Source organism: Sphingopyxis sp. CR5, assembly GCF_059693785.1.
The window spans coordinates 40815-65471 of sequence record NZ_JCATIE010000016.1 but is presented as its reverse complement, the minus strand read 5'-3'; the positions used below and the strand labels follow the sequence as shown (position 1 = coordinate 65471).

The 24657-nt window shown below is 66.3% G+C and carries 14 protein-coding genes; 10 read left to right on the top strand and 4 right to left on the bottom strand.

The features are described 5' to 3' along the window. Window positions 1–24: 24 nt before the first annotated feature. A complete protein-coding gene (locus AC58D2_RS19460; RefSeq protein ID WP_497392700.1) occupies window positions 25–1785 on the bottom strand; it encodes a class I adenylate-forming enzyme family protein in 1761 nt (586 codons plus the stop codon). A gap of 95 nt (window positions 1786–1880) precedes the next feature. Beyond that, on the bottom strand, window positions 1881–2351 hold the full coding sequence (locus AC58D2_RS19455; protein ID WP_497392699.1) for an Lrp/AsnC family transcriptional regulator: 471 nt from the start codon (window positions 2349–2351) through the stop codon (window positions 1881–1883). A 98-nt stretch (window positions 2352–2449) separates the two neighbouring features. Between AC58D2_RS19455 and putA the strand changes: the two genes are divergently transcribed. Further along, window positions 2450–5542 carry a bifunctional proline dehydrogenase/L-glutamate gamma-semialdehyde dehydrogenase PutA gene (putA, locus tag AC58D2_RS19450; protein ID WP_497392698.1) on the top strand — a complete coding sequence of 1031 codons (3093 nt, stop codon included), beginning with the start codon at window positions 2450–2452 and terminating at the stop codon, window positions 5540–5542. Window positions 5543–5669: 127 nt separating this feature from the next. On the opposite strand, the gene AC58D2_RS19445 is transcribed toward putA, so the two are convergent. Continuing rightward, window positions 5670–6596, bottom strand: a complete 927-nt coding sequence (locus AC58D2_RS19445; RefSeq protein WP_497392697.1) for a tetratricopeptide repeat protein — start codon at window positions 6594–6596, stop codon at window positions 5670–5672. Window positions 6597–6756: 160 nt separating this feature from the next. Here AC58D2_RS19445 and gdhA point away from each other — a divergent pair, with 160 nt between their 5' ends. From gdhA to AC58D2_RS19420, 5 genes are all read left to right on the top strand, one after another. Continuing rightward, the gene (gene gdhA / locus AC58D2_RS19440) at window positions 6757–8112 is read left to right on the top strand and encodes an NADP-specific glutamate dehydrogenase (RefSeq protein WP_497392696.1); all 1356 of its coding nucleotides are present in this window, start codon (window positions 6757–6759) and stop codon (window positions 8110–8112) included. A 26-nt stretch (window positions 8113–8138) separates the two neighbouring features. Continuing rightward, window positions 8139–9578, top strand: coding sequence for a multiheme c-type cytochrome (locus AC58D2_RS19435; protein WP_497392695.1), 1440 nt, complete (start codon window positions 8139–8141; stop codon window positions 9576–9578). A 212-nt stretch (window positions 9579–9790) separates the two neighbouring features. Next, window positions 9791–11752 carry a heme-binding protein gene (locus AC58D2_RS19430; RefSeq protein ID WP_497392712.1) on the top strand — a complete coding sequence of 654 codons (1962 nt, stop codon included), beginning with the start codon at window positions 9791–9793 and terminating at the stop codon, window positions 11750–11752. Between the two features lie 3 nt (window positions 11753–11755). After that, entirely contained in the window at window positions 11756–13675 is a 1920-nt protein-coding gene (locus AC58D2_RS19425; RefSeq protein WP_497392694.1) for a hypothetical protein, read from the top strand. Between the two features lie 2 nt (window positions 13676–13677). Beyond that, window positions 13678–17913, top strand: coding sequence for an LVIVD repeat-containing protein (locus AC58D2_RS19420; protein WP_497392693.1), 4236 nt, complete (start codon window positions 13678–13680; stop codon window positions 17911–17913). A gap of 686 nt (window positions 17914–18599) precedes the next feature. On the opposite strand, the gene AC58D2_RS19415 is transcribed toward AC58D2_RS19420, so the two are convergent. Then, window positions 18600–20693, bottom strand: coding sequence for a RelA/SpoT family protein (locus tag AC58D2_RS19415; RefSeq protein WP_497392692.1), 2094 nt, complete (start codon window positions 20691–20693; stop codon window positions 18600–18602). Window positions 20694–20854: 161 nt separating this feature from the next. Here AC58D2_RS19415 and AC58D2_RS19410 point away from each other — a divergent pair, with 161 nt between their 5' ends. From AC58D2_RS19410 to AC58D2_RS19395, 4 genes are all read left to right on the top strand, one after another. Next, window positions 20855–22087: a glycosyltransferase gene (locus tag AC58D2_RS19410; protein WP_497392691.1), complete on the top strand. Its 1233-nt coding sequence runs from the start codon at window positions 20855–20857 to the stop codon at window positions 22085–22087. 59 nt (window positions 22088–22146) lie between these two features. Next, window positions 22147–22665, top strand: a complete 519-nt coding sequence (locus AC58D2_RS19405; RefSeq protein WP_497392690.1) for a winged helix-turn-helix transcriptional regulator — start codon at window positions 22147–22149, stop codon at window positions 22663–22665. A 62-nt stretch (window positions 22666–22727) separates the two neighbouring features. Continuing rightward, complete coding sequence (locus AC58D2_RS19400; RefSeq protein ID WP_497392689.1) at window positions 22728–23852, top strand: sensor histidine kinase; 1125 nt, start codon at window positions 22728–22730, stop codon at window positions 23850–23852. Then, window positions 23849–24655 (top strand): LytR/AlgR family response regulator transcription factor, encoded by an 807-nt coding sequence (locus AC58D2_RS19395; RefSeq protein ID WP_497392688.1) that lies wholly within the window; start codon window positions 23849–23851, stop codon window positions 24653–24655. Before AC58D2_RS19400 ends, AC58D2_RS19395 begins: the two co-directional genes overlap by 4 nt. Window positions 24656–24657: the final 2 nt, after the last annotated feature.

Genomic DNA, 24657 nt, shown 5'->3' with positions numbered 1-24657 from the left:
AGTGTGGCGAGGGGGAGTCAAGTCTCAGGCGGCTGCCGCGTCGCGATCGGCGAAAAGCGCCTTCAGATCCTTCTTCAGTATCTTGCCGTTGGCATTGCGCGGCAGCGTCGCGGCGACGAAATGGATGGCCACGGGAACCTTGAACGCCGCCAGGCGGGCGCGTACCCAGTCCTGCAATTCGGCCGCGGTGGCCGACGTACCGGGTGCAAGATGCACGACCGCGGCGGGCTCTTCGCCCAGCGTGCGATGGGGAATGCCGATGATCGCGCAATCGGTCACGGCGGGGTGTTCGTACAGAATATTCTCGACCTCGGACGAATAGATGTTTTCGCCCCCGCGCAGCACCATGTCCTTCGCGCGGTCGACGATATAGAGGAATCCCTCCTCGTCGACGCGCGCCAGGTCGCCGGTGCGAACCCAGCCGTCGACGAAGGTTTCGGCGGTCGCCTGTGGCTTGTTCCAATAGCCCTTGACGATCATCGGGCCGCGTGCCCACAATTCGCCAACCGCCCCCGTGGGCAGAACGGTTGTCCCGTCGTCGGCCCGAATTTCAAGATCGGCGACCGCGACCGGCGGTCCCGCACTCGTCGGGCGATTGAGATAGTCTTCGGACGAATGCGAGGTAACCGTCGCCATCGTCTCGGTCATGCCCCAGCCATTACCGGGCAGCGCGCCAAATTCCTCGAAGATGCGCTTGACGAGTTCGGGCGCCGAGGGCGCACCGCCATAGGCGATCGCCTCGATCGAAGACAGGTCGTATCTGGCGCGGTCGGGATGCTCGATCAGCTGCCATGCGATCGTCGGAACACCGCCAGTGACGTTGACCTTCTCGCGCTCGATGATCGTCATCGCCTGCTCGGCGTCCCATTTGCGCATGAAGATCGTCGTATGGCCCGCCGCCATGCTGCCCATCAGGCTCGCCGAGCAGGCGGTGACATGGAACATCGGGATGACGGTCAGGGCCGTCCGCGGCTGGGGCTCGGGGACCGGCTCCCCGCGGCGCAGGAAATTGCGCGCCGCCGAGAAGCCGCCCGACAGGATATTGCTCATCAGGTTGCGATGCGTACCCAGCGCACCCTTCGGATGACCCGTCGTCCCGCTGGTATAGAAGATCGTCGCCTCGTCGTCGGGATCGATCGCCGCTTGCGGCCGGTCGATCGCGGGCAAGGCGGCCCAGTCGCGCGGTACGCCGACAATGTCTTCGAGGGCGCGCGTGCCGGGCACCCCCGCTTTGCCTCGCACGACGATCATATGCTCGACCGCATCCAGCGCACCGAGTTGGTCGATCAGGCGTTCGTGGCGTTCATCGTCGACGATCACGATCTTCGCGCCCGAATCGGCGATGCCATAGGCAAGCTCTGCCCCCGTCCACCAGGCGTTGAGCGGCACCGCGATCGCACCCAGGGTGGTGATCGCAAAAAAGATCATCGGCCATTCGGGCAGGTTGCGCATCGCAAAGGCGACGCGATCGCCCTTGTCCACACCGGCGTCCCGAAGCGCCTGCGCCAGCAGGGCGGTCGCGCGCCAGTTCGCCTCGAAGCTGACCCGCTCGTCGTCGAGTATCGTGAAGAGGCGCTCGCCATGGGCCCGCGAGATGTCCAGCAGCGCGCCAAGGTCGGCCGGGGCATTTTTCCACACCCGCGTCGGGATTCCGCGGATCGTCGCCGTCTCCATTTCGAACCTGGCCCCCGGCGCGGTCAACAGCGCGGTCGCCTCGGCGAGCGACATGCTGGGCCACGCGGGGTCGAGGGGCACCACGGCCTCTCCGCTCGTCTCGTTCGCCATGCCGTCCTTCTCCCTTTGTGCTGGCCGGTTCGTGCCGGCGGAGTCGGCGATGACGTTATAATCGCTCGCGCTGCGCGACAAGCGTGGAGCAGGCGTCAGCGCGCCGCCTCGCAGATCGTTTCCATCGCGACGAAGGTCGACGTGCTCGCGACGTGCGGCAGGGTCGATATTTTCTCGCCCAGCACGATGCGATAGCGGCGAATGTCGGCGGTGCGGACCTTGAGCAGATAGTCGAAGCTGCTCGCGATCATGTGGCATTCCTCGACTTCGGGCAGGCGGCGCACCGCGGCGTTGAATTCGCGTAGCGCTTCCTCGCGCGTATCGGTCAGCTTGACCTCGGTAAAGGCGATGTGGTCGAGGCCGACTTTCGCCGGATCGACGATCGCGCGAAAGCCGGTGATCAGCCCGCTTTCCTGCATCCGCTTGACCCGCTGCTGGCACGGGGTCTTCGACAGCCCGATCTGCTGCGCAAGGTCGGTAAAGGTGATGCGGCCATTTTGCCCCAGAATCGCAAGGATTCGCCGGTCGAATTCATCAAGATCGACTGCTGATGGCTTGATCTTCATGCAAATCGACTAATATTTTTCGAAAAATAGGTCAAAGCATAATGGTTTTCCATATTTTGAAGGCGGACCGCAAGATGGCGATTTGCTATGCTCGCGCGATGACACAGCCCACCGATCGCGCCGCCATCCGCGCCCTCGCCCGCCGCAGCGAAGCCGACATCGTCGCCGCGCTGCGGAACGACCTCGCCCGTTCGCCCGCGACCGTCGAGGCGGTGACGGCGCGCGGCCTGACGCTGATCCGCAAGGCGAAGGCCGAGGGCGAGCGCGAGACACTCGTCGCACAGCTGATGAACCGGTATCGCCTTTCGACCGAGGAAGGCGTCGTGCTGATGTGCCTTGCCGAGGCCTTGCTGCGCGTCCCCGACAGCGCCACCGCGAACGCGCTGATCCGCGACAAGATCGCCGGGCGCCACTGGGCCGAAGGCGATGACGAGGACAGCCCGCTGGTCGTCGCGCTGTCGGCGCGCGGCTTGTCCCTGGGATCGGCCACCCTGATGCTCGACGCGATGGGCAGCCAGGCCAAACCGCTTACCCTGCTGAAGTCGATGATTCGCCGCTCGGGCGAGCCGGTGATCCGGCAGGCGGCGCTGGCGGCGATGAAGCTGCTCGGCCAGCAATTCGTGATGGGCGAAAGCATCGACGCGGCGGTCAAGCGCGCCGACCGGGACAAGAGCGAGCTTGCAAGCTTCGACATGCTGGGCGAGGCGGCGCGCACCGCCGACGACGCGCGGCGCTATTACGACAGCTATGCCGCGGCGATCGCGCGTATCGGACGCGACGCGAAACCGGGCGATCCGTTCGCGAACCACGGCATTTCGATCAAGCTGTCGGCGCTCCACCCACGCTACGAATATTTGCAGGGAGTGCGCGTGCGGGACGAACTGATCCCCCGCGTGATCGAACTCGCGCAGGCGGCCAGGGGCGTGAACATCCCGCTGATGATCGACGCCGAGGAGAGCGACCGGCTCGAACCGCACCTCGACGTCTACGGCGCGCTCATCGACGCCGGCATCGCCGACGGCTGGACCGGGCTCGGCATCGTCGTCCAGGCCTATCAGAAACGCGCCAGCGAGGTCATCCGCTGGGTCGCGGCGCGCGCGCGGCGGCGCGGCGTCATGCTGTCGATGCGGCTCGTCAAGGGCGCCTATTGGGATACCGAGATCAAGCGCGCGCAGACGCTGGGGCTCGGCGATTTTCCGGTGTTCACGGCAAAGCTTCACACCGACCTCAACTATCTCGCCTGCGCGCAAATCCTGCGCGAATGCCAGGACTGCCTGTTCCCGGCCTTCGCGAGCCACAACGCGATGACGCTTGCCTTTGTCACCGAATTGTTCGCCGGTGCCGATTACGAGCTGCAGCGGCTGCACGGAATGGGCGAAGGCGCGCACGACGCGATCATGGCGCTGTTCCCGCCACCGCGTCCCGTCCGCATATACGCGCCCGTCGGGACCCACCGCGACCTGCTCGCCTATCTCGTCCGCCGCCTGCTCGAAAATGGTGCGAACTCCAGCTTCGTCCACCAATTCTCCGATCCCGACGTTACCGCCGAACAGCTGGCGGTCGATCCGCGCAGCGTCGCGAGCGCCCCCTCCAAATTGCCGACCGGACTCCAGCTCTATGATCCGGTCCGGCACAACTCGCGCGGTTACGACCTGGGCGAGCCCGGCGTGCCCGAGGCGCTGATGACCGCGATCGCCAAAGCGCGGCGCGGCGATCTTGTCGCCGCGCCGGTCGTCGGCGGCGTCACCCGCGACGGTCCGGCGGAGCCGGTCCGCAATCCCGCGACCGGAACGACGGTCGGACATGTGATCGAGGCGGACGCGAGGGCGATCGATGACGCCGTCGCCGCCGCGCGCAAGGCGCAGGACGACTGGAGCCTTGCCGGCGGCGCCTTTCGCGCCGAGCGGCTCGAACGCGCCGCGGATCTGATCGAGGACCGCGACGCGCTGTTCCTGGGCCTCGCGATGGACGAAGCGGGCAAGACGCTGGTCGACGCCGTCGCAGAGATACGCGAAGCGGTCGATTTCCTGCGCTATTATGCGGTTCAGGCGCGCGCCGACTTCACCTGCCCGACCCCCCTCCCCGGTCCGACCGGCGAACGCAACGAGCTGATCCTCGAAGGCAAGGGCATCTTCGCATGCGTCAGCCCCTGGAACTTCCCGCTCGCGATCTTTCTGGGGCAGGTGTCGGCCGCGCTTGCGGCGGGCAACGCCGTGCTGGCCAAGCCCGCCGAGCAGACGCCGCTGATCGCGCACGTCGCGATCGAGATACTGCTCGAAGCCGGGGTTCCGGGCGACATCCTTCACTATCTGCCCGGCCGCGGCGAAACGGTCGGCGCGGCGCTGACCGGGCATGACGACGTCATCGGCGTCGCCTTTACCGGTTCGACCGACGTCGCGCGCGCGATCAACCGGGGCCTCGCGATGCGCGATGGCCCGATCGCGACGCTGATCGCCGAAACCGGGGGCGCGAACGCGATGATCGTCGATTCGACCGCGCTGCCCGAACAGGTTGCGCGCGACGCGGTGGCGAGCGCTTTTCAGTCCGCCGGCCAACGCTGTTCGGCCCTGCGCCTGCTCTGCGTACAGGACGATGTCGCCGCGACGATGATCGACATCGTGGCCGGCGCGATGGCCGAGCTGACCGTGGGCGATCCCGCGATCCTTGCGACCGACGTCGGCCCGATCATCGACGAAGAGGCGCGCGCGGGCATCGCCGCCTATATCGACGAAGCACGGGCAGCGGGTCGCCTGATCGCCGAAGCGCGGCGCCTCGACCTGCCGGCCGGCGGCACCTTCGTGGCGCCGGCCATGATCCGCCTCGATCATGTCACCGACCTCCGGCGCGAAATATTCGGCCCCGTGCTCCATGTCGCCACATGGAAGGGCGGCGAACTCGACGCCCTGATCGACGCGATCAATGCGTCGGGCTATGGGCTCACGCTCGGCGTCCACACGCGGATCGACGCCGTTGCCGCGCATGTCGCCGCGCGTGCGCAGGTCGGCAACGTCTATGTCAACCGCAACCAGATCGGCGCAATCGTCGGCTCGCAGCCCTTCGGGGGCCGCGGCCTGTCCGGCACCGGACCGAAAGCCGGCGGGCCGAACTACCTTCGCCGCTTTGCCGAGGAAAAGTCGATCAGCACCGATATCACCGCGGCGGGCGGCAATGCGGCGCTGATGGCGGGGTAGATGCGCCTTGTATTGAGTGTGTCCCCGCGAAGGCGGGACCCATCTCCGATTGACGCCACCTTGCACGGCCGGATCATGGGCTCCCGCCTTCGCGGGAGCACACTGCGTTTTCAATGGCGGTTGGGCTTCACGCCCCCGGCACCCCGAGCATCTGGGCCTGCGCCTTCAATCGCTCCGCCGCACCGGGGTTCGCGGCAACCGCGTCCTTCAGCGCCTGCGCCGCCTTCGCCGTCTCGCCCAGCGTCATGCGGCTGCGCATCAGCATGATCCAGCGGTCGACGTCGGCGGGGTTCGCCTTCAGCTTGGCCTCTAGCCCGTCGACCATCCCGGCGATCATCGCGTCCTGCTGACCCTTCGGGAGTTGCGACGCGGCTTCCATCTCGGCGCGCGAGGGACCGGGAATCGCGCGCGCCGCGACGGGCATTTCGCTCGGGGTGAGCGCACGCGCCCGCGTGTTCGCAAGCCGGTCGGCGACCGCGATCTTGTGGATCGCGCCGACCTGCTCGATCGTGCGGCGCAGGTCGGCTTCCCACGGCGCGCCCTGCGGCGTGTCGGCGAGCAGCGCGAACCAGTCTTCGATCGCACCCTTGTGATCGCCGCCGACGTCCTTTTTGACGGCGAGGAAATAGCGCGCGCGCGGGTCGCCGGCATCGAGCGCCACGGCCTTCTCGAACGCCGCCAGCGCCGCCGGGGGCATCGGATCGCGCGCGCTCGCCATCACCCGCGCCTCGCCGAGAGCGGACCAGAGACCGGCCGAATCGGGGGCGATCGCCACCGCCTTTTCATAGGCCGCGGCGGCACCGGCATAATCGCTCGTGTCGAACCGCGCCGCGCCCAGCTTCGTCCAGGCATCGGCGTCGCCGGGGGTCGCCTGGGCCTGCGCCGCGAGAGCCGTCAGCCGATCGCCGGGCGGCACAGCGGCCGGGGACGCGGAGTCGAGCGCCGCCGGCCCGGAATCCCGCCATATCGCATAGCCGACCGCCGCGACGAGCAGCAGGAATGCCGCTATCAGGATCGTGCGATTGGCGCGCGTCATTGTCCTCGTCTCGCTCATGTTCTCGGCTCCCCTGCCGCCCCGGCATAAAGACGCGGTGGCGACTTGCCTTTGCCTCGCGATGGTGTAGCCTTGACGCGTTGAGGTCGGTCAACGAAAATCGTCATAACAGCGGGTCGCACCGGTTTTCCCAGTCTTTTTTTGGAGGGGGAGGGGTGCCATGGCAGTTTCCGATCACGTCGATTTTCCGACGTTCATGGAAGGCGTTAAGCGGCGCAACCCGGGGCAGCCCGAGTTCGTGCAGGCGGTGCAGGAAGTCGCCGAGGATATTTTCGACTTCATTGGCGACAAGGAAGATTATCATGCGCAGCAGATCCTGCGGCGCATGGCCGAACCCGATCGCGTCGTCTCTTTCCGCGTGTGCTGGGAAGACGACAACGGCAATATTCGCGTTCAGCGCGGCTGGCGGGTTCAGAACAACAATGCGATCGGCCCCTACAAGGGCGGCATCCGCTTTCACCCGAGCGTGACCGAAAGCGTGCTCAAATTCCTGGCGTTCGAACAGACGTTCAAAAATGCGCTGACCGGCCTGCCGATGGGCGGCGGCAAGGGGGGCGCGAACTTCAATCCCAAGGGCAAGAGCGTGCGCGAGATCATGCGCTTTTGCCAGAGCTTCATGACCGAACTCTATCGCCACATCGGCGCGGACGTCGACGTGCCGGCGGGCGACATCGGGGTCGGCGGGCGCGAGATCGGCTTCATGTTCGGACAGTATAAGCGGATCACGAACCAGTTTACCGGGGTCCTGACCGGCAAGGGCATCGAATGGGGCGGCTCGCTGATCCGGCCAGAGGCGACCGGCTATGGCGCGGTCTATTTCCTCGCCAATATGCTCGCGGTGCAGGACCGGGATCTCATTGGCAAGCGTGCGGTGATTTCGGGGTCGGGCAATGTCGCGACGCACGCCGCCGAAAAGATCGTCCAGCTGGGCGGCAAGGTGCTCACCCTCTCCGACTCGGGGGGCTTCATCCACGATCCCGACGGCATCACCCAGGAAAAGATCGACTGGGTAAAGGCGCACAAGACGCACCGCCGCGGCCGTATCGAGGATTATGCGAGCGAGTTCAAAGGTGCGACCTTCACCCCCGGCAAGACGCCGTGGGGCGTGCCGTGCGACGTTGCGCTGCCCTGTGCGACGCAGAACGAACTGCTTGGCGACGATGCGAAGACGCTGGTGAAGAACGGCTGCATCGCGGTGAGCGAGGGCGCGAACATGCCGACCGACCTGGAGGGCGTCCACATCTTCAAGGATGCGAAAATCCTCTATGCGCCGGGCAAGGCGGCCAACGCCGGCGGCGTCGCGGTATCGGGGCTCGAAATGAGCCAGAACAGCGAGCGGCGGAGCTGGCAGGAAGACGAGCTGCAACAGATGCTCAAGGACATCATGGCCGGAATCCACGACCGCTGCCTGACCTATGGCGACCAGGGCGGCGGCTATGTCGATTATGTGAAGGGCGCCAATATCGCGGGATTCAAGAAGGTCGCCGACGCGATGCTGGCGTTCGGGGTGGTTTAGCGGCTAGACGGTCCAGGGGGGCAGGCATGACGATGCACGCGGCAGGACAGCGCGGCGAACGGCGATGGACGGCGATCGCCGTTTTCGCCGCCGTGCTCGCGATGCTGATCCTGGCCGCGACGCTCGCCGCGCCGCCGGCGCGCTCGCAGGGCGAAAGCGGCGGCCGCTTCCTCGGCGTCGCTTCGTGCGCCGGATCGACGTGCCACGGCCGGATGGAAGCGGACGGCACGATCGTCCGCCAGGACGAGCTGATGCGCTGGCAGGAGCCTTCGACTCCCGGCGGCGCACACAGCCGCGCGTGGGCGGTGCTGTCGAACGGCCGCAGCCGCTTCATCGCGGCGAACCTCGGCATAGGCGACCCGAGCCGCGCTGCGATGTGCCTCGGCTGCCACAGCGACGCCGCGGCGAGCCGCGGCACCGCGCCGCTCGCCGACGGGGTGACGTGCGAATCGTGCCACGGCCCCGCGGGCGGCTGGATCGCGACCCATTATGCCGGGGTCGGCGACAACCCCGACCCGGGCGCCGAAATGCGCGAAAAGCACCTCGCCAACTTGCGCGCAGGGCTGCGCAAGCTCGAAGACCCCGTGGTCCGCGCGGGCGTCTGCGTCGACTGTCACTTCGGCTCGGCGGGAGAGGGGCAGTTCGTCACGCACCGCATCATGGCGGCGGGGCATCCGCGCATTTCGTTCGAGCTCGACCTCTTCTCGGCGCTGCAGGCGCATCATCAGGAGGACGCCGATTATGGCTGGCGCAAGTTCGGCGCGCCCGCGACGCGCACCGACCATGTCCAGATGTGGGCGGTCGGCCAGGCGACGGCGCTCGAACGCAGTCTCGCGCTGTTCCAGTCGAAGCGCGGGACCGAGGGGATGTTCCCCGAATTCTACTTCCTCGACTGCCACAGCTGCCACCGCCGCATCTATGACCAGGCGAAGCCGGTGAAGACGAGCCTCGACAATCCCGGCCGCCCGGGGATGCCCGAAGGCATGCCGCCCTATAACGACGAGAATCTGATCATGCTGTCGGCCGCATCGCGGCTCGCCTCGCCCGCGCTCGCCGAACAGCTCGCCGCGCGCTCGGCGGCCTTTCACCGCGGGCTCGCGACCGATCGCCCGAGTGCGGTCGCCGCCGCGGGCGAACTCGCCAGGACGGTGTCGGCGCTCAAGGCCGCTTTCGCCGCGCGGAGCTTTGCGGGCACCGACGCCTTTGCGCTCGTCGATGCGATCGCGGCAAAGACGGTCGGCAACCGCCTGACCGACTATGCCGGATCGTCGCAGGCGGTGATGGGGGTCGATACCCTGCTCGGCGCGATGGTGTCGTCGGGGCGGATCACCGTCGGCGCCGCGGCGGGCATCCGCGCCGACATCGACCGCGCCTATGCCGCGGTGAAGGACCCCAATAGCTATCGCCCCGCCGACTTCCAGGCATCGTTCGGCAGCGCGGTGCGCGCGATTCAGGCGCTCAGATAATGGCGCGTCGAAATATATCGTCCGCCTCCCCGAGCGAAGCCAAGGCCATCGCATATGTGATTTCTATGCGTCGAAATGTCCCCTCCCGCTTGCGGGAGGGGCAGCGAGACTTGCGAGCTTGCTCGCTAGTCGCAGCGGGGTGGGCCATAGCGACGTCGTTGCCCACCCCCAACCCCTCCCGCAAGCGGGAGGGGGGAAGACAACGCTCCGCGCTGTTTCGTTCGACCACCTTCGCCGCGCTCGCCGCGCTGCTGCTCGCGTCGTGCGGCGGCGGGGATGGCGGCGGTACGCCGACGCCGAGCCCTGCGCCCGCCCCCGCGCCGACGCCCACGCCGACAGGGGTCTATACCCCGCCCGCCGCCGAAGCGCTGAGCGTCGCCGACGTCCAGCAGGTCCTGGCCAATGCGATCGCCGAAGCGCAGGCACGCGGCCTGCCGTCGGTGATCGCGGTAACCGACCGCGTCGGCAATGTGCTCGCCGTCTATCGGATGACCGGCGCGCGCGCGACCGCGACGACCTCGGCGGCGCCGAACGGCGACGATATCGATGCGCAGAATGTCAGCTTCCCCGCCGAAGCCGGCGCGATCGCGAAGGCGGTCACCGGCGCGTACCTCTCGAGCGGCGGCAACGCCTTTTCGACGCGCACCGCTAGCCAGATCGTCCAGGAGCATTTCCCGCCCGCCCCGACCACCGCGGGGCTCGAAAGCGGACCGCTGTTCGGGGTGCAATTCAGCCAGCTTCCGTGCAGCGATTTTTCGGCGCGGTTCGGCGGCGGCGGCGGCGCGGCACTGATCGGGCCGAAACGGTCGCCGCTCGGCCTCTCTGCCGATCCGGGCGGGCTGCCGCTCTATAAAAATGGCGTGCTCGTCGGCGGCATCGGCGTGATGGGTGACGGCGATTACGGCAGCGACCCGAACATCCTCGACACCGACAGCGACGCAGAGGAATATATTGCGCTTTCCGGCACGCGCGGCTTCGAGGCGCCCGCGAGCATCACCGCCGACAAGATCACCGTCGACGGAACGAGCCTGCGCTTCTCCGACGCGACCTATGCAGGCCTCCAGACGAGCGGCGGCGCGAGCTTTGCGAGCCTCGGCGCCAGCGCGGGGGCGCTCGTCGCGGTCACGGGCTATGCGAACGCCGCCGTCATCGCGGGCACCGCCTATGGCAGCGAAGCGTCGGGCATCCGCCCCGCGACGACGAGCGAATTTTCAAACCCCGACGCCTATGTGCTGACCAACGGCGGCGGCGCGAACCGCTTTCCGATCCGCGCCGCCACCGACGGCGCGAGCAATAGCGCGCCGCTGACCGCCGCCGAGGTGCGCGCGCTGCTTGAGGAAGCGTTCGCGGTGATGAGCCGCGCGCGCGCGCAGATCCGCCGCCCGCTCGACAGCCGCGCGCAGGTGTCGATCAGCGTCGTCGACACGAACGGCGCGGTGCTCGGTATCGTCCGCTCGCCCGATGCGCCGATCTTCGGCACCGACGTGTCGTTGCAAAAGGCGCGCACCGCGACCTTCTTTTCGGGCGCGCAGGCGGGCGCCGATCTGTCGGCGAACGCGAGCGCCGACGTGCGCCAGTTCGTCACCGCGGTGCGCAGCTTCCTCAATGACCCGTCGGCGCTCACCGGCACGTTCGCCTTCGCCGACCGGTCGGGCGGCAATTTGTCGCGGCCCTATTTTCCCGACGGCGAGGTCGGGCGGCCGAACGGCCCGCTGTCGCGGCCGATCGCGCAGTTCAATCCTTTTTCGACCGGGCTGCAATCGGCGCTGATCATCGGCAATCTGGGCGCGCATCTTAGCTATGTGTCGGGCGCAAGCGCGACCGACACGCCGCAGCGCTGCACGACGCTGCCCGATGTCGCGGCGGGGCAGAACCGGCTGCAGAACGGCATCCAGATCTTTCCCGGTTCGGTTCCCGTCTATCGCGGCGACCGGCTGGTCGGCGGGATCGGCGTGTCGGGCGACGGCATCGACCAGGACGATATGATCAGCTTTCTGGGGCTCCACAATGCCGGCGCGCGCGTCGGCGGGATCGGCAATGCCCCGACGGCGATCCGCGCCGATCAGGTCGTCGTGCGCCTGACCGACGGCGCGACGGTGCGGCTGCGCTATATCAATTGTCCCTTTGCGCCCTTCCTCGACACGGCGCAGCAGAATGTCTGCGACGGGCTGTAGCGCATGATGGCGGGGGGAAGCCTTTGGCCGGTGATCGCGACCCTCGCGGCGCAAGGCGCGCCCGCGAGCGAGCCGCCCGCCGATCCGGCCACCGCCGAACAGCCGGCCCCTGCTGCCGAAGAACAGCCCCTCGACGAACTCACCCCGCCTCCGCCGCCGGTCGAATGGCAACAGATGGTCGGCGACGATCTCGTCACCCAGCTGATCGAGGGGCGCCGCCGCCCGGGCTATAACCCCGAGCTTCCCGAGCCGCTGAGCCAGGACAATGAAGGTGCGCTGCGCCCGCCGCCGCCGGAGGCTTTCCCGGGCATTCGCGACCAGCTTCCCATCCCCGACCGCTGGCGGTTGATCGAAACTCTGGGCGTGGTCAAGGAACGCTGGTTCGACCCCTATCACCAGAACACGCTGAAGGGCGACCGGCCGATCGACCGCGCCAAGGTGCCGTGGCTGCCGATCAAGGGTGACGACTGGTTCTTCGTTGTGAACGCGATTTCGGACAGCGTGTTCGAACCGCGCACCTTTCCGATTCCGGTTGGGGTGCAGACCACCGAGCGCCCGGGCAGCCTCGACGTGTTCGGCAGGAACCGCAGCTTCGTCGCCGCGCAGACCTTCATCGGCGGCGTGGCGCTGATCAAGGGCAACACCGCGTTCAAGCCGCCCGACGTCGAATATCGCCTGACGCTCGCCTATAATTTCAACTATGTCGACGTGCCCGAACGCCGCGTCCTCGACGTGCGTCCATCGAAGAAAAGCCATCGGTACGACAGCTTCCTGGGGGTGCAGGAAGCCTTTATCGACAAGCATCTCGGCAACGACAGCGACCGCTATGACTTCCATTCGATCCGCGTCGGCATCCAGCCGTTCCAGAGCGATTTCCGCGGCTTCCTGTTCAACGACAGCCAGCTCGGCATCCGCCTGTTCGGCAATCGCGACAACAATCGCTTCCAATATAATCTCGCGGCCTTCTGGCGGCTCGAGAAGGACACCAACAGCGGCCTCAACGACGTCACCCAAAGCCCGCGCGACGATTATGTCCTGACCGCCAACGTCTATCGCCAGGATTTTCCGGTCGTCGGGCTGACCAGCCAGCTGTCGGCGACGTGGAACATCAACCGCGAAAAGGGCGATATCCAGATCGACCATAATGGCTTTCCGGTGCGCCCGGCGCTGCTCGGGAACTTGCGCGGGCGCGATTATGACGCCGTCTATCTGGGCTATAGCGCCGACGGGCGCGTCGGGCGGATCAACGTCACCGCGAGCGTCTATGCCGCGCTCGGCGAGGATAGGAACAGCATCTTCACCAACGAGCCCGCGAAGATTCGCGCGGGGTTCGCCGCCGCCGAGTTCAGCTACGATCACGACTGGATGCGCTTCCGCCTGTCGGGACTCTACGCGACCGGCGACGGCGACCCCTATAACGATACCGAGGGCGGCTTCGACGCGATCTTCGAAAACCCGATCTTTGCCGGCGCCGACACGAGCTACTGGATTCGCCAGACGATTCCCTTTGCCGGCGGCGGGCGCGTCATTTCGATCAACGGCCGCAACGGCCTCCTGAATTCGCTGCGCTCGTCGAAGGAGGAGGGGCAGTCGAACTTCAACAATCCGGGCACCATCCTGCTCGGCGCCGGTGCCGATTTCGACCTGTCGCCCGAGGTGCGGGTGAGCGGCAACGCCAATCATCTGTGGTTCCAGAATACGGCGACGCTGCAGGCCCTGCGCAGCGAAGGGTCGATCCCGAAGGATATCGGCTGGGACCTGTCGGTTGCCGGCATCTGGCGGCCGAAAGCGACGCAGAATATCGTCGGGCGCCTCAGCGCCGCGGTCCTCGTGCCGGGCAAGGGCTTCAGGGATCTGTTCGAAAACAAGCGCCGCGACACCGTCTATGTGTCGATCCTCGCCAATGCGATCCTGAGTTTCTGATGATGACGCGCAAGCTCCTCGCCTTCTTCGCCGTCCTCCTGATGTCGCTGTCCTTCGGCGGGCAGTCCGGCCGTGCGTCCGAAGAGGAAAAGCCGGTCAAGGTCGAGTATCGCTTCACCCCGCCCGCGCCGCGCGAGCAGAGCGAGGCCGACATGATGGCGAAGTCGGAGGGCTGTTACAGCTGCCACGTCCGGACCGACCGCCCGACGATGCACGCGACCCCGGCGGTCCGCCTCGGCTGCACCGATTGTCATGGCGGCGACGCGGCCGAATTCGGCGACCCGACGCTCGGCTATGACGACCCGCGCAACCTGGCGGTGATGAAGCGCGCGCATCCGCAACCGACGTTGCCCGGCGCGTGGCACGACAGCTCGGCGAACCCGCAGCGCAGCTATACTTTGCTCAACAAGGAAGCGCCCGAATATATCCGCTTCGTCAATCCCAGCGACTATCGGGTCGCGCGCGAGGCGTGCGGCGCGTGCCACCTCGAGGTCATCGAGGCGACCGAACGTTCGCTGATGTCGACCGGCGCGATGCTGTGGGGCGGCGGCGCGTACAACAACGGAATCGTGCCCTTCAAAAATTATGTGTTCGGTGAGGCCTATACCCGCACCGGCGAAGCCGCCTGCATCCTGTCGCCCTCGTCGCGGCTCAGCGCGGAGGAGTATAAGGAGGCGTGCAAGCCCGCTTTTCCCTCGGACAAGATATTGACCGACAGCGAAACGAAGCGCGGGGCGCTGGCGCGGCTCTATCCGCTGCCGCGCTGGAACGTCGTCCCGCCGAGCGACGTGTTCCGCGTGTTCGAGCGCGGCGGCCGCAACATCAGCACGCAATTTTCGGAGATCGGCCTGCCGAACCCGACCGGGAGCATCCAGCGGCTCGAGGAGCCCGGCCGCCCCGACCTCAAGCAATCGAATCGCGGTCCCGGCACCGGGCTGCGCATCGCGATCGCGGTCCTCAACATCCACAAGACCCGCCTCAACGACCCCTATATGTGGTTCATGGGGACCAACGACCAGCCCGGCGATTATCGCCAGTCGGGCTGTGCGGGGTGCCATGTCGTCTATGCCAACGACCGCGAGCCGCGGCACAGCCTGCTCTACGCGGGCTTTGGCCGCGACGGCCAGAGCGCGACGATCGACCCGACGATCGCGGGCAAGCGCGCGCACGGCGGCGGCGCGGGGCATGGCAAAGGGCATGGCGCACTGATCGACCCCGCGCATCCCGAAGAGCCGGGGCGTAGCGAATCGGGCCACCCGATCGCCCACGCCTTCACCCGTGCGATCCCGACCGCGCAGTGCATGACCTGCCACATGCACCAGCCGAACATCTTCCTGAACTCATACCTCGGCTACACGATGTGGGACTATGAATCCGACGCGCCGCAGATGTGGCCCGGGCCGGAGAACAGCGCGCCGCGCCCGCCGGGGATGAGCGACGAGGAGTATGAACGGACCTATAAACGGCAGCGCTATCCGGGCGCCGCCGAGGTCCACGAGGTGCTCGAACGCAATCCCGAGGGGGCGAGCCCGCGCGGCCTGTGGTCCGACGTCGAATTTCTGCGCGACGTCTATGACGTCAACGACAGCAACAAGGATACCCAGTTCGCCGACTATCACGGTCACGGCTGGAACTTCCGCGGCATCTTCAAGCGCGACCGCAACGGCAATCTGCTCGACCAGGGCGGCAACATGTCGACCTATGGCACCGACACCGCGCATATCGTCGATCCCAAGGATCCCGAGAAATGGCGCAAGAGCTGCGCGAGCTACAGCGACGCCAAGCAGCGCGAGCTGTGTCTCGCGAGCGCCGATCCCGCAAAGCCCGGGGTCGAGGGCAAGTTCGTGCCGCCGGGGATCAACCCCGGCAAGGCGGTCCATATGATGGACATCCACGCCGAAAAGGGGATGCAGTGTGCCGACTGCCATTTCGCGCAGGACGCGCACGGCAACGGCTATATCCAGGGCGAGGTCGCGAATGCGGTCGAGATCGGCTGCAAGGATTGCCACGGCACCGCCGATGCGTATCCGAACCTCTTGACCTCGAACGTCGCGGCACGGCCGCAGGGCACCAACCTCGCGCTGCTGCGCAACCCCGACGGGCGGCGGCGCTTCGAATTTCAATATGGCGACGACGGCGAGATCACCGGGCTGATCCAGCGCTCGATCGTCGATCCGAAGCTCGAATGGCAGGTCAGCCTGGTCAAGCAATCGGTGACGCCGGGGCCGCATTTCAATGCCAGGGCGGCGCGCGCCAAGCTGATGTCGCGCTCGGGCGCCGACGACGGCGGCTTCGGCTGGGGGCCGGGCGTGGCGAAGTCGGATCGCGCGCACGGCGACGACCGCATGGCCTGCTTCACCTGCCATTTGTCGTGGACGACGAGCTGCGGCGGCTGTCACTTGCCGATCGAGGCGAACTGGAAGACCAGCATGCACCATTTCGAGGGGGAGGAGACGCGCAACTTCGCGACCTATAACCCGCAAGTGGCGCGCGACGAGATGTTCCAGCTCGGCCGGCACATGCTCACCAAGCCCGGCGAGCCCGACGCTGGCGGCAATCCGCGCGGCATCATTGCGCCGATCCGATCGTCCTCGGCGCTGATCCTGTCGTCGACGAACATCAACCGCGAGCGTATCTATGTGCAGCAGCCGCCGATCTCCGCCGCGGGCTTTTCGAGCCAGGCCTTCGCGCCGCATTTCCCGCATACGGTGCGCCTCCAGGAAACCAAACAGTGCACCGACTGCCACCTGTCCGACGCCGACGATAATAATGCGATCATGTCGCAGCTGCTGCTGATGGGCACGAATTTCGTCAATTTCGTCGGGCTGAACGTCTGGTCGGGGCTCGAAGAGGGCTTTCAGGCGACGCGCGTCACCGAATGGGACGAACCGCAGGCGGTGATCGGCAGCTATCTGCAACGCTATGCCTATCCCGATTACTGGAAGCTGCACGTCGAACAGAACCACCGCGAGCTCAAGAACTGGGTGCGCGGCAAGACCTTCGACAAGAAGGGGTCGGGCGAAAGCCACGCGCTCGAGGAATTCGCCAACATCGTCCAGGACACGAGCGGCCGGGTGAACTGCCTGCAACAGCGCGGCGAATATATGTTCGTAGCCGAGGGCAAGGGCGGCTTTCGCGTCTATGACATCGCCTCGATCGGCAACAAGGGCTTCTCCGAACGCATCGTCCGCGCGCCCTTCTCGCCGCTCGGCCACGACACGCATGTGAAGACGGCCAACGCGACCTGCATGGCGATCGGCACCACCCAGCCGATCAGCGTCGCGCGCAACGATTATATCCGCCAGAATTTCCCGGAAAATCACGAACAGGCGCTCGCGCCCCTCTATCGCTATGCGGTGATCACCGACAGCGTCGAGGGGCTGATCCTCGTCGATATCGACACGATGGCCGACGGCGAGTTCCGCAACAACAAGCTCGACCGCGCGCTGACGTGGAATCCCGGCAATGCGCTCGCCGGGGCGCGGCACATCACGCTCGCGGGCAATTACGCCTATATCGCCGCCGAGCGCGGCCTGATCGTCGTCGACCTGTCGACGCCGCTCGAACCGAAGATCACCGCCGAACTGCCGCTCACCGACGCGCGCGCGAGCGCGGTGCAGTTCCGCTACCTGTGGGTCACCGACGCCGAGGGGGTGAAGCTGTTCGACATCACCCATATGGACCGGCCGGTGCCGGTGCCCGCGGGCACGGTGCGGCTCGCCGACGCGCGCAAACTCTATCTCGCGCGCACCTATATGTATGTCGCGGCCAAGGCCGACGGGCTGGTGATCGTCGACGTCACCCGGCCCGATGCGCCCGTCGCGTGGCCGCCGCTGACCTTCGACGGCGCGATGACCGACGCCGAGGATGTGATCGTCGGGACGACCAACGCCTCGCTCTTCGCCTATGTCGCCGACGGGCGCAGCGGCATCAAGGTGCTCCAGCTGACCAGTCCCGACAATCCGGGCCTCTATGGCTTTTCGCCGAAGCCGACGCCCGAACTGATCGCGTGGGCGAAAACCCCCGCCCCGGCGCTGTCGCTGTCGAAAGGCCTCGACCGCGACCGCGCGGTCGACGAAACCGGCGGCCAGATCGCCATCTTCGGCCGCGTCGGCTCGCGCCCCTTCACGCGCAGCGAGATGGAAAAGCTGTTCCTGAACAGCAAGGGGCTGGTCTACAAGGTCAGCGACGCGGTGGACGAAAAGGGCTGGCGGCCGCCGCTGGCCTATCCGGACTGACGGCGAAGGCAGCTAACGACGGGTTGCGGCCGTGCGAGATGCAAGCCCCTCCCTTCAGGGGAGGGGCTTGATTCGCCGCCACGTCCGCTCCCCACCCCGAACGGCGCGATCGCTGCCGATGTGATCGGATCGACCGATTGGGGACGAACCGCATCTTCAACATTGTCATCCCCGCGAAAGCGGGGACCCAGAGCGTGCGTCGGCTGACCCCACGCTGGATTCCCGCTTTCGCGGGAATGACAAAGCGGGGAAATGGCAGCTCCCCACCCCAAATCGGCCGTCGCCATCAAATAAGGCTTTCCTACATTATCCCGCTGTGCCAGCCTTCATCGGGCTTTTTCAACGGAAGAGTGCCCAGCGCGTCGAACACACCCGAAGATCCAGATCACAGGACGCACAAGGCTGACCTTTACTGAACTTTGAAACGACGACGCCACCCGGCCCGCGACGGCCGAAGACCGCAATGGCAACAGGTCGACCGATTGCGGACATGCAAGATGCAAGCCCCTCCCCTTCAGGGGAGGGGCAACGAAGACTTGGCAGCTTGCTGCCTAGTCGTAGTGGGGTGGGGTCCATCGGCCTTGCGCGAGGCCGATGGACCCCACCCCAACCCCTCCCCTGAAGGGGAGGGGCTTGATTCACCGCAACGTCCGCTTCCTACCCCGAACGCGACGTCGCTATCCCGCCTAAAGCCGCTCCGCCTGAACCACCGTGTCCGACGCGCGGAGCGCTGACAGGATGCGCATCACATGATGGACGTCGCGCACCTCGACGACGATGTCATAGGTGTGGAACTCGCCCTCGCGGTTCGACAGGCGTAAATTGGTGATGTTCGCCGAATTGGCGGCAAGGATGCCCGACATTTCGGCGAGCGTCCCGGGCTCGTTGCGGATCACCACGCACAGCCGCGCGCTGCCGCCCTCGCTGTCTTCCTGCCACCTCAGGTCGATCCAGTCGGCATCGACCCCGTCGGCCAGGCTGGGACAGTCGATGACATGCACCTCGATCCCTTCGTCGGGCCGTGCGAGACCGACGATCCGGTCGCCGGGAACCGGGTGGCAGCAATCGGCGAGCTTGTAGGCGACACCGGGGGTCAGGCCTTCGATCGACACCGCCGCCCCCTGGCGCAGCTTGCCCGGTTTCGACTTCATCTCGGCGGTGATCCCGGGAACGAGCGCCTCCATCACCGCGTCGGCGGACAGGTGCCGCTTGCCGATCGCGACATAGAGCGCGATATCGTCGTCCAGCTTCAGCCGCTCGATCGCCGCGGCGCGCGCCTTGTCGCCGATCCGGCCCGGCAGGCGCGCGACGATCTCGTCGTACATCTTGCGCCCGAGCGCCGCGAGTTCGACCTTCTCCTTCGAACGCACATGGCGTCGGATCGCCGCCCGCGCCTTGCCCGTCACCGCGAATCCCAGCCAGGCCGGCTGCGGCGTCTGTTTGTCCGACGACAGGATCTCGACCGTATCGCCGTTCGCGATCTGGGTGCGCAGCGGTACCAGCCGGCCGTTGATCTTCGCCCCGACCGTGCGGTCGCCCAGTTCGGTATGCACGGCATAGGCGAAATCGATCGGCGTCGCGCCCTTCGGCAACTGGTGCAGGCTGCCCTTCGGCGTGAACGCGAAGATGCGGTCCTGGTACATCGCGATGCGCGTGTTTTCGAGCAGCTCTTCGGGATCGTGCGTCTGGTCCAGGATTTCGATGAGGTCGCGAATCCACCCCGCCTGCCCGTCGGGGGTGCCGCCCCCCTGCTTGTAGGCCCAGTGTGCGGCAAGGCCGAATTCGGACCGTTCGTGCATCGCGCGGCTGCGGATCTGGATCTCGATCCGCATATTCTGGTTGTGCATGATCGTCGTGTGCAGCGATTCATAGCCGTTGCGCTTCGGGGTCGAGATATAGTCCTTGAACCGGCCCGGGACCATTTTCCACTTGCGGTGGATGACCCCGAGCGCGGCGTAGCAATCGGCCTCGGTCGGGGTGACAATGCGAAACGCGATGATGTCGGTCACCTGTTCGAAGCTGACGTGCCGCTCCTGCATCTTGCGCCAGATCGAATAGGGGTGCTTCTCGCGCCCCGACACCTCGGCCTCGATACCCTTTTCGGCGAGCAATTCCTTGAACTCGCGGCTGATCGCGGCAACCTTGTCCTTGCCCCCGGCGGTCAGTTTGGCCAGCCGCCCGGTGATCGTCGCATAGGCTTCGGGTTCGAGTTCGCGAAAGGCGAGCAGCTGCATCTCGCGCATATATTCGTACATGCCGATCCGCTCGGCGAGCGGGGCATAGATATCCATCGTCTCCCTGGCGATGCGCCGCCTCTTGTCGGGATTCTGGATGAAATGCAGCGTGCGCATATTGTGCAGCCGGTCGGCCAGCTTGACCAGCAGCACGCGGATATCGTCCGACATCGCGAGCAGGAACTTGCGCAGATTCTCCGCCGCGCGCTCGTTTTCGGTCTGCGCCTCGATCTTCGACAGCTTCGTCACCCCGTCGACGAGCCGCGTGACGTCGGGACCGAACAAGCGTTCGATCTCGTCGGCGGTCGTCAGCGTATCCTCGAGCGTGTCGTGAAGCAGCGCGGTGACGATCGTTTCGCTGTCGAGATGAAGATCGGTCAGGATTCCGGCCACTTCGACCGGATGGCTGAAATAGGGATCGCCCGACGCGCGTTTCTGGCTGCCATGCTTCTGGACCGTGAAGACATAGGCACGGTTGAGCAACGCCTCGTCGACGTCGGGATCATAAGCGCGGACGCGCTCGACAAGTTCATACTGCCTCAGCATCGCCTCTAATGTCGGCTCTGGCGCACCAATTGCAACGCGAAAGTTATGTGCGCCCTTCGGGACAGGTTAGCAACTTTGGTAAAGCCGGTTGGAAGCATCGGTCGCGCGCTCTAGGACCGAAACCGATGGGGACCGATGCTCTTGATTCGCGGCCGCCCGGCGTGCGGCCGACGCCGGACGATGCGCGCCCGCATCTGATGCTTTTCGCCTATTGGTTTCCGCCCGCCAACGCGGTCGGGTCGTCGCGCCCGGTTGCAATGGCGCGCCATTTCGCGGCGCAGGGATGGAAAGTCAGCGTCGTCGCTGGGGCCTCGACGGCGGTTCCGCAGGATTTTGCGGCGGATATGTCGGGTTTCGAGGTCCATTATGTCTCCGATACCCGCCTGACGCGCCTGTCGAGCTTCCGGCCCGAGCGCGGCCCGCTGGCACAGCGGCTGAGCACCGGGGTGCGGTTGCTGTCGTGGCCGGACCATGTCTGGCCGGTCGCCCGCGCCATGAAACGGCGCGGCCTTGCCCTGCTCGAAACGGGTCCGGCACCCGACGTCGTCCTGTCGACCGCCCTGCCCTTTTCGCTTCATGCCGCGGCGCGCGCGGTGGCGCGGGCGTCGGGCGCGCTGTTCGTCGCCGACAATCGCGACATCTGGGCGCGCAATCCCTATAAATGGGCGGCCCCTTTCTACGAACCGTTCGAGGCGCATCACGAGCGGGCGATGCTGTCCTCGGCCGATCTTGTCGTCGCGGTCAGCGAGGGGATGAGCGCGCAATATCGGGCCGCCTATCCCGAACTCGCCGACAAGCTGTTGACCGTGATGAACGGCGTCGATGCCGCGGTCCCCGCCGATCGCTACGTCGCCGAACCCCGCCGGCTCCGACTCGTCTATACCGGTATCCTCTATGGCGACCGCCGCGACGCGACCCCGCTGCTGCGGGCCGCGGCGGCACTCGACCTGCCGGTCGCGATCGATTTCTACGGGTCCGAGCCCGACATCGTGCGCCAGATCGCCGCCGATTTCCCGACTCTCGACATCGCCGATCGCGGCAGGGTGTCGCGCGACGCGGCGCTCGCGGCCCAGGCCCGCGCCGATGCGGCGATCCTGGTGGTCGGCACCGATCCGTGGGAAGACACGCTGCTGCCCGGGAAGCTGTTCGAATATGTCGGGTCGGGCCGGCCGATCATCGCGCTGGCGAACGCCGAATCGGACTCGGGGCGCCTGATCGCGCGGCACGGTCTTGGCATCGCGACGACCGACGAGCGCGAGATTGCCGCCTTCCTGGCGCGGCTGGCCGGCGACGGGATCGCTTCGCGGTCGACCATTCCGTCCGAGCTCCGGCGCGAGAGCCAGCTCGGGCTGCTCGAAGCGCGGCTCGCGGCGATGTGCCGGACCGCGGCCTAGGCCATGCCGCAGCGTCAAAAAATTTGGCGTTGGCGCCGATAATCGTTTAGTGCTGGTGCATGGACAAGCTACGCGAACCGCTCAACGACCTGAATGGAAGCTGCGCCCTGCCGCTCGCGCTCGAGGCGATGGGCGAACGCTGGTCGTTCATGATCCTGCGCGCCGCCTTCAACGGCGTTCACCATTTCGAGGAATTCCAGCAGGAACTCAGCATCGCGCGCAACATCCTGTCGAACCGGCTGTCGCGGCTCGTCGACCACGGCATCATGGCCCGCGAAGTGATGGCCGAGGACCGGCGCAAGGTCCGGTACCAGCTCACGCAAAAAGGCGTCGAGCTGCTTCCCGCGATGATTGCGCTGCGCCAATGGGGCGAAAAATGGGGCGCCGGCGTGCCCTCGACCCCGGTGCTCGTCGACGCGGACGACGAACAGCCGATCGGCCCGGTCACGATCACCGCGCACGACGGCCGCGCGCTCGGCTATGGCGAATTGATGTGGAAGCATCGGTCCGAATTGCAGCCGCTGGGCCAGGCACGGCAGCGCAGCGCCGCCGACGTGGCGCCGGTTGCCGCCGAATGATGTCGCGCAAGGACCGGCGTACCGCGCCGGGACGATAAGCCATAGCGAGCCAAGCCGCCTCCATGCCGCTTTTCGGTCTTTCTTCGCCGGGCCCCTTTTTCGGCAACAAGGTCCGCGCCTTCTGGAACCTCCAGATCGTCGGCTGGGTCGCGTGGCTCGGCCTGCGCGGCGTGTCGGGCCTCGCGGGGGGGCAGAGCTTCGACTTTCTGCTGCCGGTTCTCGTTTCGGCGATCACCGGCTTTTCGCTGACCCTGCTGCTGTCGGTCTGCTACCGCGCGCTCATCAATCGCCGCCCGATCCTGATGTGGGGCGCCAGTTTCGGCCTGCTCGCGCTCGCCACGGCGATCTGGGCGTTCATCGACGCCTCGTTCCTCCAGATCCTGAAGCCCGACAGCGAATCGGGCTTTACCGGGCTGCTGCTTGCGCTCGTCTATGTCGACGGGACCTCGCTCGCGGCCTGGTCGGCGCTCTATTATGCGATCAACTATTTCCTGCAACTCGAGGAACAGAATGATCGCATGTTGCGGCTCGAGGCGCAGGCCGCCTCGGCCCAGCTCGCGATGCTGCGCTACCAGCTCAATCCGCATTTCCTGTTCAATACGCTCAACAGCATTTCGACCCTCGTGCTGCTCAAACAGTCCGAGCCCGCGAACGCGATGCTGTCGCGCCTGTCCGCGTTCCTGCGCTACACGCTCGCCAACGAACCGACGGCGCGCGTGACGCTGGCGCAGGAGATCGAGACGCTGAAACTCTATCTCGACATCGAAAAGATGCGGTTCGAGGACCGGCTGCGCCCGCATTTCGAAATCGACCCTGCGGTATCGCGTGCACGCCTGCCGTCGCTTTTGCTCCAGCCGCTGATCGAAAATGCGATCAAATATGCCGTCACCCCCCAGGAAGAAGGGGCCGACATCACCATTTCGGCACAGCTGGCCGGTGAAAAGGTTCGGATTACCGTGTCGGACACGGGGACGGGATTGCCACCGGGCAGCCCCGACCCCACCACGGGGCATGCAACGGAATCGACCGGTGTGGGTTTAGCCAACATCCGAGACCGGCTGGCGCAGGCTTATGGCGACCAGCAGCGTTTCGAGGCGCAGGCGGGCGGCGACGGCGGCTTCACGGTCGTGGTCGAATTTCCGTTTCAGCCCGATGGACAAGCGACGATTGGAACCGGACAGACATGACGATCAGAACCATCCTCGTGGATGATGAGAAATTGGCGACCCAGGGCCTGCAACTGCGGCTCGAAGCGCATGGCGATGTCGAGGTGGTCGACACCGCGCAGAACGGCCGAGAGGCCATTCGCAAGATCAAGACGCACAAGCCCGACCTTGTCTTCCTCGACATCCAGATGCCGGGGTTCGACGGCTTTTCGGTGATCCAGGGATTGATGGAAGTCGAACCGCCGCTCGTCGTCTTCGTCACCGCCTATTCGGACCATGCGATCCGCGCTTTCGAGGCGCAGGCGGTCGATTATCTGGTCAAGCCGGTCGAGCCCGAACGGCTTGCCGACGCGCTCGAGCGTGTCCGCCAGCGTCTCGCCGAAAAGCGGGGCGCCGCCGAGGTCGAGCGGCTCAAGACCGTCCTGGCCGAGGTCGCGCCGGAGGCGGTCGAGGGGTTCGACAGCGACCATGCCGCCGAAGCGCCCGCCGCCGACCGCTATGAAAAGATGATCAACATCAAGGATCGCGGCCAGATCTTCCGGGTCGACGTCGACAGCATCGAACGCATCGACGCGGCCGGCGACTATATGTGCATCTACACCGCCGACAACAGCCTGATCCTGCGCGAAACGATGAAGGATCTGGAAAAGCGGCTCGACCCGCGCAACTTCCAGCGCGTCCATCGCTCGACGATCGTCAACCTCAGCCAGGTCAAGCAGGTCAAGCCGCACACCAACGGCGAATGCTTCCTTGTGCTCGGATCGGGCGCGCAGGTGAAAGTCAGCCGCAGCTACCGCGACGTGGTGGCAAGGTTCGTGCATTAAGG